This is a genomic window from Pseudomonas sp. GW821-FHT09D08, from assembly GCF_059416305.1.
Genome location: NZ_JBWKOX010000003.1, coordinates 229304 through 243537 on the forward strand (window position 1 = coordinate 229304; position 14234 = coordinate 243537).

Genomic DNA, 14234 nt, shown 5'->3' on the forward strand with positions numbered 1-14234 from the left:
GAAACAGCCAGCCCCCTGTAAGTCCAGGACTTCAACCAGGCTTACAGAGGGCTTTTTTTGCAAGAAATCTCTCTTCTTACTTACGCATATCCCCGCTTAAAACCCCAGGCAATCAAATTGGGATCAGTGCGTGCATCGCGGAATCTCGTACCCCATCGATCCTCACTACGGCCCATTACCGCCACCGAATGTGTCGAGCTGTCCAAGGTACCGGGCCTGCCGCTGGCCAATTCAGAAGGACTGACTCTCTCAACAAGATTTTTATAGCCCAACCGATCAAAAGTCTCCTTAGCCCACTCCCCATCATTGATGCTGTTAATGGCTTCGCTGAAACTTCTCCCGGAAACCCCATCGTTACGCTGGTTCATTGCCTGAACGTTGTTCACGGCCAACATAAGATTCATAAACCCAAGCAACTTGGGATCCTGTCCCCATAGTTGAGCCTTTGCTGCTGACTCACGGTACTGCGCTTGTGTAACCCGGACATGCTTGCCGTCTTTGAGCGTTACATCATAATTACCCGCCGAATCCCGCTTGATATCTTTAAACACACCCGCCGGCCCATACTGCGCAATCATGGCCTTACAAGCCGAGATAGCCCCGCAATTGCCTGCTTGCCCCTGATAAGCACCGGAAAAGAGATTTTTCGGCATTTCACCAGGTTTGTAGCTACCCGGCTCGAAATTGGTTTGATGAGTTCCCGCCGTGACCGGCAAGTTACCCACCCTCTCTCCTAACGCTAAGCCCCCACGGTCTACCCCCCCGCCCTCGTAGCGACCGCTTCCACCACCGCCACCACCTGAACCACCGATACCTCCCCCGCGGCCCGTTTGCGATTCAGCATCAGTAGATACGTCATCTGGAAACAGCTCAGGAAACAGTGCCTTCATAAACTCAAGCCAACTGTTAGGCGCGTCTTTCTTTAGCTGTTCAATAATCTCCTTGAACTTTTCCTCCCCCAACTTTTTGCGCAAATCATTCAGCTTGTCACGCAAGTCTTGAACAGTTTGGTTCTTGGAGGTTTTCTGAGCTTCCTCCAGTTCCTTGAGTAGTTTTAAAACGGCGTCCTTATCTTTAGTTATGCTGTCTCTGGTTTCCTCAGTGCGCGGTGCACCCGTTCCACCATGCCAATACACCTGATCCCTGTTGCCCGATATCAATCCGCCCCACATAGCCGTCGCCCTTTACAGACCTATGGCCCAATGGGTGGAGCAAAAGGCGTAGGCAGTTCCATCAAGACGTGTGATTTCTTGAACAGGCAGCCCTTCCAAAAAATCAATGCAAAAAAAACCCCTCGGCTGAGGGGTTCTTTCTTCTGGGGTCAGACCAACAGCATCAGGTCATCTGAATGATGGTCTGCATGATGGTGCTCTGGGTCGAGATGGTCTTGGCGTTCGCCTGGTAGTTGCTCTGGGCCTTGATCAAGTCCACCAGTTCGTTGGTCAGGTTGACGTTGGAGTTCTCCAGGGAGTTGGCCACGATCGAACCCAGGGTACCGGATTGCGGGGAGTCATAACCCGGCTGGCCCGAAGCGAAGGTCTCTCTCCAGGTGGTGCCGCCCGATGGCTGCAAGCCTTGTTCGTTGTTGAAGCTGGCCAGGGAGATCTGGCCGATGGCCTTGCTCTGCTGGTTGCTGAACGTGGCGAACATTACGCCATTGCCGTCGATTTTCAGGCCGGTGATCTGGCCAGTGGCGTAACCGTCGGTGGTCGGCGGGTTGCGGTAACTGGCGGAGTTGTACTGGGTGATATCGGCCATGTTGACGGCAATGTTTGGCGCTGTAGCCTTGTTAGGCGTCCATACGCCATTGGTCACCGAGCCCGGGATCCAGCCGGTGAGCGTCAGGGTCGTGCCGGACACGCCTGCGGTGGTGATATCCGTCAGTTTACCGGCACCGTCAAAGCTCAATACCGACGGTACGGGAGCAGTGGTACCCGTCGTTGTAGGCTTGGAACCATCCAGGTTACGGCCATCGATCAGCGTGTAAGCGCTCCACTTGTTGGCGTCGGTTTTCACCATGTACTGCACCATCTCGTGGGAGTTGCCCTGGGAGTCGTACAGGGTGGTGCTGTACTGGGTGGTGAAAGTGGTGGTGTCAGTCGGGTCGAACGGCTTGGTGGTCTGGTTGATCACCGGCTCCGACGAGTTCAGGTTACTGGTGGAGTCCACTTTGGTGGACGCCTTCGGTGGTAGGTACGACAGGTTCAGTTGCAGGTCGGTCAAGCCGCCTTTGATGATCTTGCCGTCGTCATCGGCCGCGTAGCCCTGCAGGCGCGAAGTACCGGTGTTGTTGGTGATGTAGCCGTCTTTGTCGGCACGGAAGGCACCGCTACGGGTGTACTCCAGCGAGCCATCGCTGCCCTTCTGCACGAAGAAGCCACCGCCCTGGATCGCCATGTCCAGCACGCCGCCGCTGTTGTTGACGTCACCCTGGGTGAACTGCTGAGACACCGCTGCCAGGTTCACACCGTTGCCGATGCTGTTCTGGCCGGTGCCCAGTTTGGACGCGGCGTAGATATCCGCGAATTCCGCACGGGACGACTTGAAGCCAGTGGTCGCAACGTTGGCGATGTTGTTGCCGGTTACGTCCAGTTGTTTGTTGGCCGCATAGAGGCCGCTAAGGCCGATATTAAAAGACATGTTTCTCTCCCTCTGCCGTATTTAGCCGGCTCTATGTACCGATAGTCTGAATTTGCGACAGCTTGACGCTGCCCATGCCACCTGCAAGGTTCAGCAGCATTTCGCCGCCGGTCTTGCTCAACGTCACACTGGTCACCGTTGCCGGCAACGAAGTCGCCATGGCCACCGATTCACCCTTGTCGTTCTTGGTCGTCGCCGCGAAGGTGTAGGTGCCGGCTGGGGCGACCTCGCCCTTGTCGTTCTTGCCATCCCAGATGAAGTCGGACGAACCCGCGCTTTGGGCACCCATATCGATAGTGCGCACCACGTTGCCGTCTTTATCGGAGATCTTGATCGAGACGTTGCCTGTCGCCGCAGTCACCGCCACCGAACCGGTCATGCTCTTGCTCGTGTCCACCAAGGCCTTGTTGGTCTGGGTGATGATCGAGCGCCCCACCAGCGATGAAGCCTGCAGCGCCTGCGACGAGCTGAAGTTGCTGGAGATCGCATTGACCGAGTCGTTCAGGGTGTTGATGCCTTCCAGGCTGCTGAATTGCGCCAGCTGGGCCACGAACGCGCCGTTGTCCTGAGGCGACAGCGGGTTCTGGTTTTTCAGTTGGGTCACCAGCAGTTGCAGGAACGCATCCTTGCCCAGGGACTGGCTGCCTGTCGCCGTCTTGGTAGCGTCGGTGACGGTGGTGTTGTCGGTGGCGGTCTTGACCTTGGAGTTGAAAAGGTCCTGGACTGCCGTATTGGTCGTGGTATCAACGATGGCCATTATTTGGCGCCCCTTATCACTGACCCAGGGTCAGGACCTTCTGCATCATGGTTTTGGCGGTGTTCATCATTTCCGCGTTGGTCTGGAACGAGCGGCTGGCGGAGATCATGTCCGCCATTTCCTCGACCACGTTGACGTTGGGGTAATAGACATAACCCTTTTCGTTCGCGGCAGGATGGTTCGGCTCGTAACGGGCCTCGAGGTTGCTCTGGTCTTCGACCACACCGAGGACCTGCACGCCCTGGCCGGCAGCATCCTGGTTCTGGAACAGCGAATCGCTGCCACCGCTCTGGCCACCCTGGAACATGGTGGCGAACACCGGGTGACGGGCGCGGTAGGTCTGGTCGATGCTCGAAGACACGGTCTCGGCGTTGGCGATGTTACTGGCGACGGTGTTCAAGCGCGTGGTCTGCGCGCTCATGCCACTGCCGGCAATATTGAAAACACTGGACAGGGACATGGCTTACTCTCCACGCAGGGCTGACATCAGCCCTTTGAATTTACTGTTGAGCAGGGTAAAGCTGGCCTGAAAGTTCACCGAGTTCTCGGCATAGGCCGATTGCTCCAGCTGGGCGTCGACGGTGTTCTGGTCGATCGACGGCTGCATCGGCGTGCGATACAGCAGCGACTCGTCCCCACTGCTCAGGCCTTGCGCTTCGATATGACGGCTGTTGGTCATATTCAAGGCGAAGGTGCCGTTCTTGGTCTTGTCCTGCTGTGCGGCGAGCACGGCAGAGAAATCCAGGTCCCGAGCCTTGTAGTTCGGGGTATCGGCGTTGGCAATGTTGTTGGCCAGGACTTCAGCACGCTGGGCGCGGAAGCCCAGGGCTTGTTCGTGGATACCGAGCGCTTTATCGAAGCTGATGCTCATGGCGGAAACCTTTAGGCTGACCTGCTGTTCGTTAACAGGGTTATAGCAAGGCGCATGCCAATATCTGATACCCCCGTAAATCAAGGGGTTGCGAGGAGCTTGCCGGCGGCAATGCCAGAAAAGCGGCAACGGGTTTCCGCGTGGCGCCAGTAAAGCGGCAATGGGGAGTTGCCGCTTTCTTCAACTTTGCCGCAGAAACAAATGTGGGAGGAGGCTTGCCCCCGATAGCGGCTGATCAGTTGATGTCTCTATCACTGATACACCGCTATCGGGGCGCAAGCCCCCTCCCACATTATTATTTGGCCTGATTATTTCGCCTGGTAGATGATCCCAGGGCTGCATTGCACCATCTGGAAGTGATCCGGCAAACCATTGAGCGCCTCGGATGCACCGAGGAACAGGTAGCCGCCACGCTTGAGGGTGCCGTGGATGCGCAACAGGATGTCTTTCTTCACCTCGGCCGAAAAGTAGATCAGCACGTTGCGGCAGAACACCATGTCGAACTTGCCCAGGCTGGCGTAGCTGTCGAGCAGGTTGAACGAGCGAAACTCCACACGGTTCTTGATCGGCGCCTTGACCGCCCAACGCCCTGCCCCTTTCGGGTCGAAGTAGCGTTGCAAACGTTCCTGGGACAAGCCACGGCCCAGGGCGAGGCTGTCGTACTCACCGGTCTTGCAGTTGGTGAGCATGGTGCCGGACAGGTCGGTGGCGACAATCTGCGCCCCGGCTTTAAGCTGGCCCATGTTGGTCCGCTCGAACTCATCGATGGACATCGAAATCGAGTACGGTTCCTGACCCGAAGAGCAGGCGGCCGACCAGATACGCAGGCGCTGGCCCGGGCTGGCCTTGATCGCCTCCGGCAGCACTTTGCTCTTGAGCACTTCAAAGGGGTAGGTATCGCGAAACCACAGGGTTTCGTTGGTGGTCATGGCATCGACCACCATCTCCTTAAGGCCACTGCGCGGCTGCCCCTGGATCCGCTGAACCAACTCGCCCAGGGACTTGATACCCTGCTGCTCCATCAGTTTGTTAAGACGGCTGGATACCAGGTATTGCTTGTTTTCACCGAGCAATATGCCACAGGCTTTTTCCAGGAAGACCCGGAACTGTTCAAAATCCAAATTACCCGTAGACACTGATACCGCCTCTAAAATCGTATGACCGCCAGGGGAAAACCCTAGCCGTGATCTGCTGCCTTGATCCGGTCGACTACCCGGGATGCCAGGTCATCAGGGCGGAATTTGGCCAGGAAGTCATCGGCACCGACTTTCTTGACCATCGCCTGATTGAATACGCCCGACAACGAAGTATGCAGGATGATATGCAGTTTTTGCATGCGTGGATCGCTGCGTATCTCTGCAGTGAGGGTATAGCCGTCCATTTCCGGCATCTCGATGTCAGAGATCATCATCAAGAATTCTTCTTCCGGCTTCTTGCCTTCATCCACCAGCTTACGCAGGTAATCCAATGCCTGACGCCCGTCATTGAGGGCGACAACGTCCACGCCGACGGTTTGCAGGCAGCGAGTCACCTGTTTACGCGCCACCGAGGAGTCATCCACCGTCAGCACACGCAGCGAGACCGCCTTGTGCGCCGTTTCGGCGTCGACCACGCCCACGGAAATCGATTCCGAGGTGGGCGCCACTTCGGCGAGGATCTTCTCCACGTCGATGATCTCCACCAACTGGTTATCGACCCGCGTCACCGCCGTGAGGTAGTGATCGCGACCAGTGCCCTTGGGCGGCGGATGGATCTCTTCCCAGTTCATGTTGACGATGCGTTCCACCGAGCGCACCAGGAAACCCTGGGTCTTGGTGTTGTACTCGGTAATGATCACGAACGGGTTCTCGCGATCCTGCAGGCCAGCCGAACCGGTGGCCAGGGCCAGGTCAAGAATCGGGATAGTCGCACCACGAATATTCGCCACACCGCACACCACCGGACTGGACTTGGGCATGATCGTCAGCTTGGGACATTGCAGCACTTCCCGCACCTTGAATACGTTGATGCCATACAACTGCTTGCCATCCAGGCGAAACAGCAGCAACTCCAGGCGATTCTGCCCTACCAGCTGTGTGCGCTGGTTTACTGAATCCATTACTCCTGCCATGCCATGACTCCTACGCTAAAACCTTTGGCTATACCTACAAGGGCGGCGCGCCCCAACACTAAAACGGCACGAGCTTTGCTATTTGTTCAATTATGGACATTACAACGACAGTTTCCCGACGCCTTCACCTGACACGGTTTTGCAGATTGCTCTGCGTACCGTTGGCGCTGCTTGCCTTCAGCCTGGGCACCACGGCCCGTGCAGAGAACGTCACCTTGCCTGATCTACTTATCGGCGTCACCCAAGGCTTTCTTGAGTTCACTGTAGAAGATTATCTGGCAACCACACAGACGCCGGGGCGTTATGAAATCCAGGTCAACCAGTTGGACCCGCGTCTGCGCATGCCGATGTGCGACAAGGAATTGACAGCGACCCTGGAAAGTCCCGCCCAACCGATCGGGCGCGTAACGGTAAAGGTACGCTGCGAAGGTGCCTCGCCCTGGACCGTGTTCGTACCGGCTCAGGTCAAATTGTTCCGTGATGTGGTGGTGGTTGCCCGCCCGCTGAAGCGCACGGCCATCATCGATTTCGAGGATGTCGTACTGCGTGAGCGCGACATCAGCCAGATCAGCCAGGGCTACCTGACATCCCTGGACCAGGCCATCGGGCAGAGATTGACCCGACCAGTGGTCACCGACCAGGTGATTACCCTGGTGCACCTGGAACAGGCGGAGGTCATCCGCAAGGGCGACCAGGTGGTGATTTCCGCGAGCAGCGGCGGCTTGAATGTGAAAATGCCGGGCGAAGCGCTGTCCAACGGCGGCATGAGCGAACAGATTCGCGTCAAGAACCTCAACTCCAACCGCGTGATCAAGGCGCGAGTAACAGCCCCAGGGCAAGTCGAGGTCGCTTTATAGATTACTGGTACAGGACGCTGGGTTTTCCTACACTGTGCACGAGAGGCCCCGTGCGGAGATTTATTGTCATTCGCGCCTAAAGTTTGTCCGGGTATGGCCGAAAACATGGCAAGCGTCCAAATACCCAGAGGTTTTTTTATCATGGTCATCGATTTCAGCCGTTTGAATAACACCCCGACGACGTCAGGCACTACGCGCACCACCAGTCCCAAGGACAGCGTAGAAGCCAAGGCCCCGGCGCTGCCCGCCAAGGCAGAACAGGCCAGTGCCAGCCAAAGCGGGGAATCCGTACACCTGAGCAATGAGGCTCAACAGTTGCAGAAGGTCACTGACTCGCTGCGCGACCAACCGGTAGTCAATAAAGCCCGCGTGGCCGAATTGAAACAGGCGATCGCCGATGGCAGCTATAAAGTCGACAGCAACCGTGTAGCCAGCAAGCTGCTTAACTTCGAAGCCGAGCGCTAGGCAAAGGCCTGCGCAGGGCTTTTGGACGCTTAAAACCCAAGGCCAGCCATGCATCACGACGAACATTTGCTTCAACTGATCATTGATGATCTAGCGCCGACGCAACAATTGCTCGAGCTGCTCAAAGAAGAATCACTGGCCCTCTATGGCCGGGACATGCCGCTGCTGGAAGAAATTCTGGCACGCAAGCAGTCGTTGATCGTCCTGCTGGAACAGCACGGCAAAAAACGCAGCCAGATCCTCATCAGCCTCGGCCTGCCGGCAGACCACGACGGCCTGGCGCAATTGGCCAGCCACTCCTCGGTCGGCGATCAACTGCTGAGCCAGAGCAAAGAACTCAACCAATTGCTCGCCCAGTGCCAGGAAGCCAACCTGCTTAACGGTCAGTCGATCCAGCTTCAGCAAGCCACGACCGCCAACCAGTTGCGTATACTCCACGGCGGAGAGCCTCCGGCACTCTATAACGCCCAGGGCTCCACCTCTCGCCTGGTCAAGCCAAGCACCCGCAGCCAAGCCTGACACCGGTTTACAGCGCGGCCTATCCAAGGCCCGCCACATGCTGGCAAAATGCCGGTTCTTGCGTGTAGTCGTATTTTGTCTGGAGATGGAAGAACCGTGTTCAACGCCCTTAATGCGGAAGATGCCCCGCAGCCACCCAAGGTCCTCACCACGCCTCTGGAAATCGCCGGCACCTTGCGGATGCTGCAAGACAGCCATGACCCGCTGATCATCACTTTCCATGAACGCAGCCAGCGCTTCCAGAGCTACCTGGTGGACGTTAACCGCGACAGCAACACGCTGGCGCTGGACGAAATGATCCCCCGCGACGGCGAGCGCCACCTCGAAAACGGCGAACCCTTTCGCATCGAAGGTTTCCATGATGGCGTACGCGTCGCCTGGGAAAGCAATGGCACCTTGACCATCAGCGAAAAAGACGGCCACCGTATCTACACCGGCAGCCTGCCGGGCGAGGTTGTCTACCACCAGCGCCGCAATGCCTTCCGCGCCGCGTTGAAGCTGGCGCAACTGGTGAATATTGAGCTGGGCGGCGAGAAGCTTCAGCTGCCGATCAACGGCAAACTGCTGGATATTTCCGCCACCGGCTGCAAGTTGCGTTTTGAAGGCGATATTTCCGAGCGCCTGCAACTGGGCCAGGTCTACGACCGTTTTATCGCAGCCCTGCCGTTTGGCAGCATGACCACCGCCGTCGAACTGCGATACCTGCACTTCGAGGAAAGGATCAACACGACCTTTGCCGGTGTGCGCTTCCACAACATGAGTGGTTTGGTGCAACGCCAGGTCGAGCGTTTTGTGTACCAGCTGCAGCGTGAAGCACGACGGTTCGACAAAGACGACGATTTTTGATCCTTAACCATCGCAGCAAAAAAACGGGCAGCCCCTTTGGGATCTGCCCGTTTTTGCTTTCAGGGGCGCGCCCTGCTCAATTCGTGGGGATGCTCGTCCGGCCCCAGAGGCTCGGGTGGTCCTTCGAAGGCGGGCTCATCCACCGGCAGCTCCGGATCGACCTGCGGCTCGGGATCGGGGACAGTCTGCATCTGCTCCTGCACCACCTGCTCGTCCACCCGCGGGTCCAGCGCTGCCACCAGCGGTGAACTCGACATACTGTCGGGCATTGCCACGTGATGCAGGGGGGCATCTTCCACCTGGTGCAGATTGGTCACCGCCTTAGGCCGGATTCGCCACACCAGGATCAGCGCGCACAGACTGAAAAACGCATACAGCATCTGGCTGCCGAACAGCTTCATCACCACACCCGCCAGCAACGGCCCGACACTGGCGCCGATACCGTAGGTCACCAGCAGCATGGCCGTCAGCGATACCCGGCGATCCCCCTCTACATGGTCGTTGGAAAACGCCACCGCCAATGGATACAGGCAAAACTGCACGAGAGAACACAGGAAGCCCGCCACAAACAGCACTTCCAGCGGCACTTGGGTCATGATTGCCAACGGCAGTGCCGCCACCGCCAGGCACAAGGCGAAGCAGCGGATCAGCAGCGCGCGATCATAACGATCCGACAACCAGCCCAACGGCCACTGCACCAGCAACCCGGCAAAAATGCAGCTACCCATGAACAGGCCCACCTGTTCAGTGCTCAACCCTTGCTGGGAGGCATACAGCGGCGCCAGACCGTAGAACGAACCGACGATCAACCCCGCCCCCAACACCGTACTCAGCGACTGCGGCACACGCTTGATAAAGAAGCGCGGCTCCATCGGCGCAGGATGCAAGGCCGCCGGGTGAATGCGTCGGGTCATGGCCACCGGCACCAGGCACAAGGCGAAGCACAGCGCCACCAGCATCAGCAACTCCAGGCCAAGCTGGGGATGCATCACCAGTATCAACTGGCCCAATACCAGGCCCAGGTAGGAGGCGATCATATAACCGCTGAACACCACGCCACGCTGCTTGGCATCGGCCTGCTCATTGAGCCAGCTCTCGATGACCATGTACTGGCACATCATCCCCAGGCCCACGATTATCCGCAGCACAATCCAGGCCGGCAGCCAATCGACCAGGCCATGGCCCAGCACCGCCGCACCGACAATCCCGGCACAGGTGGCGTAGGCACGAATATGCCCAACCCGGGCAATCAGGCGATGCCCGATCTTGCCGCCCAGCACCAGGCCAAAGTAGTTGGCCGCCATCAGTGCACCCACCCATAGGCTGTCGACGTGGTCGGCCGCCAGGCGCAAGGCCAGGTAGGTACTGAGCAGGCCGGAGCCAATCAGCATCATCAAGGAGGCGAAATAAAGGGCTCGAAAAGATTTCCAGATCTGGCGCATCGGCGTTCCGAGCGGCTCCTTGCGGTGAGAGACAGGGCTATCGGCATGATAGTCCGGGGTGACCGGGTCCGGACAGGCAACATGCGCTATTTCCGGGGATTATTTTGCTTAACAGCTCAGACGCTGTCGGATGGCGCGCAAGGTACATCGTTGCGACAAATACATCATGGCACCTGCTGTGAACCTTGATCGGCGGCAAGGTTCGACCTGCGTGCAAAAAGATCGAGCGCCCACAAAAAAGCCCCGCCAGGAGGTTCTGTGCGGGGCTTTCTCGACTGACTTCGAATCTGGTGTCCCAGGGCCGGTTCGAACGGCCAACCTTCCCCTTAGGAGGGGGATGCTCTATCCAATTGAGCTACTGGGACAAATGACAGCCACCAGGCCAAGGGCACTGCGACAGACGGCGTGCATGTTAACGGCCGGACTGGGTTTTGTCATGTCGTCCGTGGGCTTTTTGAGTGTAGGCCGAGCCTTACCGGAACGATCGCGGTTTGGCCCCGCAAATACGGGCACTTGGCCTGATCGTGCAAAATGCAACCACCCAAAATGCCAGCATTGCAAATTGCAATCCGCGACCCTATCAATTCAAACTCAACTCATTGATTTCATTGAATTAATACATTGGCACGACACCTGCAACAGTTCTTCTGCAAATCCCATCCAGCCAAGGCATTAAACGGAGAACACGACCATGAACAGTGCCATTCTGTTAGCTCTCAACACCGTCGCCCTGGCTGCGCTGGTGATGTTCCACTTTCAATCGACGGGCAGCAACGACCCCGCTCAGATTAGCCAGCAGGCAGTCCCCCACCACTTGCAACAACGTCCGCAACTGGCCGTGATGACACCGAATGCACAAGCGCCAGTACGCTTGACTCAAGGTACCCAGGCCGCGCCTGCCTCTGAACACTGGGTTTTTTAAGGACACTGATGATGAGCAAATTTGCCTGGCTGTTCCTGAGCCTGACCATCGCCACGAGCCTTTTCGGCCTGAGCGCAAGTTCCCACGATGGGCAAACCAGCGCATTCATCGCTGCCGGGGTTTGCGCCAGCCTGCTCCTGCTGACGCTCGTCGTCGGTCGACGAATCAAATTTGACCCGGTTCTACGCTGATCCCTCCTCTTTCTGCCCCTGCCCTATACCTTATGTCGCCTCACCCTAGTAAATCGGCAAATTGCCACTAGTCTTAAAACTAAGGGCAAAAGGCCACTTTGCTATAGGATGTGCGGCCTCAAACCCTGTGCTGGCCTGGACTTACGGAAAGTTCCGTTGCGGAATCACGCATGGAAAAGTTTTCCAACCAGTCCGCAAAAATGCAAATGAGTGCTGGCATAAAGCCTTTAGGCAGTTCAATATTTGTCACAGAATTGACGCCAAGGAACTGGCAAATCTGAGGCATGATGCGGCCTCTTTGCAATTCGGGTTGAACTTTGGTCGTGAGTCTTGTCTTAACACTCATCTTGCGGCCAATTCCAATAACCGCTCCCCTGAACTAACCGGTTAAATATATGCGCCCATTGAAACAGGCAATTTATTCCAGCCGTACGGCTGACAAGTTCGTCGTACGTCTGCCAGACGGAATGCGGGAACGCATTGCCGAGGTGGCTCGCAATCATCACCGCAGCATGAACTCCGAAATCATCGCGCGCCTGGAGCAGAGCCTTATTCAGGAAGGTGCGCTGGGTGACGAACTGAGCATGCGCCTGGACAGCCCTGAGCTGTCGCTGCACGAACGCGAACTGCTGCAGCGTTTTCGTCAGCTCTCCCATCGCCAGCAAAATGCCCTCGTCTCGCTTATCGCGCACGACGTCGAGGCGGCCGCAGAAGCCAATTGATCCACCACTGAAAGCCGAAGCCAGCCGTGTGCTGGCTTTTTTTTGCCTGGGATTCATACCAGGCTCGACATTCTTATCACGTAGCAGAGGGCGCCCGCCCGACACAGATCAGAGCAAAAAGATCGTCGCCAAACCGAGGAAGATGAAAAAGCCACCACTGTCGGTCATGGCCGTGATCATCACGCTGGCGCCCATGGCCGGATCGCGCCCAAGGCGTGCCAAGGTCATGGGGATCAGCACCCCCATCAGGGCCGCCAGCAGCAGGTTGAGGGTCATGGCAGCAGTCATCACCACCCCCAGGGACCAACTGCCGTACAGCAAGTAGGCCACCACGCCAATCACCCCACCCCACACCAGGCCATTGATCAGGCCCACGGCCAACTCCTTGCGCAGCAGGCGCGAAGAGTTGGCGGTACTGACCTGGTCCAGCGCCATGGCGCGTACGATCATGGTGATGGTCTGGTTGCCCGAGTTACCACCAATGCCTGCCACAATCGGCATCAACGCCGCCAAGGCCACCAGCTTCTCGATGGAACCTTCGAACAGTCCGATCACACGGGAGGCGATAAACGCGGTAATCAGGTTAACGGCCAGCCAGGCCCAGCGGTTATGCAGGGAACGCCAGACTGACGCAAAAATATCTTCCTCTTCACGCAAACCCGCCATGTTGAGGACTTCGGTTTCACTCTCTTCACGAATCAAGTCGACGATTTCGTCGATGGTCAGACGGCCGATCAGCTTGCCGTTCTTGTCGACCACCGGGGCAGAGATCAAGTCGTAACGCTCAAAGGCCTGCGCTGCGTCGTAGGCATCCTCATCGGGGTGAAAGCTCACGGTATCGCTGGCCATCAGGTCAGCAACCTTTTTCTCCGGATCGTTGACCAACAGGCGCTTGATCGGCAGCACGCCCTTGAGAATGCCTTCATAGTCGACCACGAACAGTTTGTCGGTATGACTCGGCAGCTCTTTCAGCCGGCGCAGGTAACGCAAGACCACTTCCAGGCTGACGTCTTCGCGGATGGTGACCATCTCGAAGTCCATCAGTGCGCCGACCTGATCCTCGTCATAGGACAACGCGGAGCGCACGCGCTCACGCTGCTGGCCGTCAAGGGCCTCCATCAACTCATGGACAACATCACGCGGCAACTCTGGAGCCAGGTCGGCCAGTTCGTCAGCGTCCATCTCCCTGGCGGCCGCCAGGAGCTCGTGATCGTCCATGTCGGCGATCAGGGTTTCACGGACCGAGTCGGATACTTCGAGCAGGATGTCGCCGTCGCGGTCGGCCTTGACCAACTGCCAGAGGGTCAGTCGATCATCCAGGGGCAAGGCTTCGAGAATGTAGGCAACGTCGGCGGAGTGCAGGTCATCGAGCTTGCGTTGCAACTCGACGAGGTTCTGGCGGTGAACCAGGTTTTCCACCAGGTCGTTATTCGGACCTTCCTGGCGGTGCGTGAAATCTTCGACCACACGCTGGCGCTGCAGCAGCTCGATGACTTGAGCCAGGCGATCCTGCAGGCTTTCTTGTGTTTTCTTTACTTCTACTTCGGTCATAGGCGAACTCCACTCCCAGCAGCGGGGCACGCCGGAAGGATCAATCAGTCAATTCATGATTGGTAAAACGGGGTACTGAGTAACTACTGGGTAAGTCCATGGAGGTATTCCATAAGCCCCGGCGGGGCTGACGGGCGCAATGATACACCGTGCGTCCGTTTTTAACGTCAAAAAACTGGAAAGAACAAGCGCTTGCGAGCCAAAGTTGAGTATTGGCCGCACCTATTCAACTGCGACGCCATCACCGGAATGAAAAACACACGAGGGAGGAGAAAAAGATAAGGATCTACACAAACCCCAGACGGCAAAAAGCCCGCACTAGGCGGGCTTTTTGTTTGTAT

16 protein-coding genes and 1 tRNA gene are annotated in these 14234 nt (G+C 57.4%); 7 read left to right on the forward strand and 10 right to left on the reverse strand.

The window, feature by feature from the left end:
- Positions 1 to 80: 80 nt before the first annotated feature.
- From AC07OP_RS07195 to AC07OP_RS07225, 7 genes are all read right to left on the reverse strand, one after another.
- Positions 81 to 1172, reverse strand: coding sequence for a coiled-coil domain-containing protein (locus tag AC07OP_RS07195; RefSeq protein ID WP_115488982.1), 1092 nt, complete (start codon positions 1170 to 1172; stop codon positions 81 to 83).
- 163 nt (positions 1173 to 1335) lie between these two features.
- A complete protein-coding gene (gene flgE, locus AC07OP_RS07200; RefSeq protein ID WP_495100580.1) occupies positions 1336 to 2640 on the reverse strand; it encodes a flagellar hook protein FlgE in 1305 nt (434 codons plus the stop codon).
- 31 nt (positions 2641 to 2671) lie between these two features.
- Positions 2672 to 3397, reverse strand: coding sequence for a flagellar hook assembly protein FlgD (gene flgD / locus AC07OP_RS07205; protein ID WP_495100579.1), 726 nt, complete (start codon positions 3395 to 3397; stop codon positions 2672 to 2674).
- Between the two features lie 16 nt (positions 3398 to 3413).
- Positions 3414 to 3857, reverse strand: a complete 444-nt coding sequence (gene flgC / locus AC07OP_RS07210) for a flagellar basal body rod protein FlgC (protein ID WP_024076985.1) — start codon at positions 3855 to 3857, stop codon at positions 3414 to 3416.
- 3 nt (positions 3858 to 3860) lie between these two features.
- A complete protein-coding gene (gene flgB / locus AC07OP_RS07215) occupies positions 3861 to 4268 on the reverse strand; it encodes a flagellar basal body rod protein FlgB (protein ID WP_003175633.1) in 408 nt (135 codons plus the stop codon).
- Positions 4269 to 4576: 308 nt separating this feature from the next.
- The gene (gene cheR / locus AC07OP_RS07220) at positions 4577 to 5404 is read right to left on the reverse strand and encodes a protein-glutamate O-methyltransferase CheR (protein WP_027607785.1); all 828 of its coding nucleotides are present in this window, start codon (positions 5402 to 5404) and stop codon (positions 4577 to 4579) included.
- A 41-nt stretch (positions 5405 to 5445) separates the two neighbouring features.
- Positions 5446 to 6378: a chemotaxis protein CheV gene (locus AC07OP_RS07225; protein ID WP_027607784.1), complete on the reverse strand. Its 933-nt coding sequence runs from the start codon at positions 6376 to 6378 to the stop codon at positions 5446 to 5448.
- 92 nt (positions 6379 to 6470) lie between these two features.
- On the opposite strand from AC07OP_RS07225, the gene flgA reads away from it, so the two are divergent.
- The 4 genes from flgA (at position 6471) to AC07OP_RS07245 (ending at position 9065) form a co-directional block, all read left to right on the forward strand.
- The gene (gene flgA, locus AC07OP_RS07230) at positions 6471 to 7235 is read left to right on the forward strand and encodes a flagellar basal body P-ring formation chaperone FlgA (protein WP_495100578.1); all 765 of its coding nucleotides are present in this window, start codon (positions 6471 to 6473) and stop codon (positions 7233 to 7235) included.
- 141 nt (positions 7236 to 7376) lie between these two features.
- Positions 7377 to 7700 (forward strand): flagellar biosynthesis anti-sigma factor FlgM, encoded by a 324-nt coding sequence (gene flgM / locus AC07OP_RS07235; protein WP_065926184.1) that lies wholly within the window; start codon positions 7377 to 7379, stop codon positions 7698 to 7700.
- Positions 7701 to 7748: 48 nt separating this feature from the next.
- Positions 7749 to 8219, forward strand: coding sequence for a flagella synthesis protein FlgN (locus AC07OP_RS07240; protein ID WP_065939082.1), 471 nt, complete (start codon positions 7749 to 7751; stop codon positions 8217 to 8219).
- Between the two features lie 96 nt (positions 8220 to 8315).
- Positions 8316 to 9065, forward strand: a complete 750-nt coding sequence (locus AC07OP_RS07245; protein ID WP_065939083.1) for a flagellar brake protein — start codon at positions 8316 to 8318, stop codon at positions 9063 to 9065.
- A 59-nt stretch (positions 9066 to 9124) separates the two neighbouring features.
- Here AC07OP_RS07245 and AC07OP_RS07250 read toward each other — a convergent pair whose 3' ends face one another.
- On the reverse strand, positions 9125 to 10507 hold the full coding sequence (locus tag AC07OP_RS07250; RefSeq protein WP_495100577.1) for an MFS transporter: 1383 nt from the start codon (positions 10505 to 10507) through the stop codon (positions 9125 to 9127).
- 288 nt (positions 10508 to 10795) lie between these two features.
- Positions 10796 to 10872 (reverse strand) — tRNA-Arg (locus AC07OP_RS07255).
- A 326-nt stretch (positions 10873 to 11198) separates the two neighbouring features.
- Here AC07OP_RS07255 and AC07OP_RS07260 point away from each other — a divergent pair.
- The 3 genes from AC07OP_RS07260 (at position 11199) to AC07OP_RS07270 (ending at position 12342) form a co-directional block, all read left to right on the forward strand.
- Positions 11199 to 11429, forward strand: coding sequence for a hypothetical protein (locus tag AC07OP_RS07260; protein WP_065926187.1), 231 nt, complete (start codon positions 11199 to 11201; stop codon positions 11427 to 11429).
- An 11-nt stretch (positions 11430 to 11440) separates the two neighbouring features.
- The gene (locus AC07OP_RS07265) at positions 11441 to 11620 is read left to right on the forward strand and encodes a PA3371 family protein (RefSeq protein WP_115488976.1); all 180 of its coding nucleotides are present in this window, start codon (positions 11441 to 11443) and stop codon (positions 11618 to 11620) included.
- A 395-nt stretch (positions 11621 to 12015) separates the two neighbouring features.
- Entirely contained in the window at positions 12016 to 12342 is a 327-nt protein-coding gene (locus AC07OP_RS07270; protein WP_003175643.1) for an Arc family DNA-binding protein, read from the forward strand.
- 108 nt (positions 12343 to 12450) lie between these two features.
- On the opposite strand, the gene mgtE is transcribed toward AC07OP_RS07270, so the two are convergent.
- Positions 12451 to 13893 (reverse strand): magnesium transporter, encoded by a 1443-nt coding sequence (gene mgtE / locus AC07OP_RS07275; protein ID WP_092490086.1) that lies wholly within the window; start codon positions 13891 to 13893, stop codon positions 12451 to 12453.
- Positions 13894 to 14234 lie beyond the last annotated feature (341 nt).

Coding starts and splice junctions, on each gene's coding strand:
- AC07OP_RS07195 (WP_115488982.1), bottom strand. CDS start 1,172: ATGTGGGGCGGATTGATATCGGGCAACAGGGATCAGGTGTATTGGCAT.
- flgE (WP_495100580.1), bottom strand. CDS start 2,640: ATGTCTTTTAATATCGGCCTTAGCGGCCTCTATGCGGCCAACAAACAA.
- flgD (WP_495100579.1), bottom strand. CDS start 3,397: ATGGCCATCGTTGATACCACGACCAATACGGCAGTCCAGGACCTTTTC.
- flgC (WP_024076985.1), bottom strand. CDS start 3,857: ATGTCCCTGTCCAGTGTTTTCAATATTGCCGGCAGTGGCATGAGCGCG.
- flgB (WP_003175633.1), bottom strand. CDS start 4,268: ATGAGCATCAGCTTCGATAAAGCGCTCGGTATCCACGAACAAGCCCTG.
- AC07OP_RS07225 (WP_027607784.1), bottom strand. CDS start 6,378: ATGGCAGGAGTAATGGATTCAGTAAACCAGCGCACACAGCTGGTAGGG.
- flgA (WP_495100578.1), top strand. CDS start 6,471: ATGGACATTACAACGACAGTTTCCCGACGCCTTCACCTGACACGGTTT.
- flgM (WP_065926184.1), top strand. CDS start 7,377: ATGGTCATCGATTTCAGCCGTTTGAATAACACCCCGACGACGTCAGGC.
- AC07OP_RS07240 (WP_065939082.1), top strand. CDS start 7,749: ATGCATCACGACGAACATTTGCTTCAACTGATCATTGATGATCTAGCG.
- AC07OP_RS07250 (WP_495100577.1), bottom strand. CDS start 10,507: ATGCGCCAGATCTGGAAATCTTTTCGAGCCCTTTATTTCGCCTCCTTG.
- AC07OP_RS07260 (WP_065926187.1), top strand. CDS start 11,199: ATGAACAGTGCCATTCTGTTAGCTCTCAACACCGTCGCCCTGGCTGCG.
- AC07OP_RS07265 (WP_115488976.1), top strand. CDS start 11,441: ATGAGCAAATTTGCCTGGCTGTTCCTGAGCCTGACCATCGCCACGAGC.
- AC07OP_RS07270 (WP_003175643.1), top strand. CDS start 12,016: ATGCGCCCATTGAAACAGGCAATTTATTCCAGCCGTACGGCTGACAAG.
- mgtE (WP_092490086.1), bottom strand. CDS start 13,893: ATGACCGAAGTAGAAGTAAAGAAAACACAAGAAAGCCTGCAGGATCGC.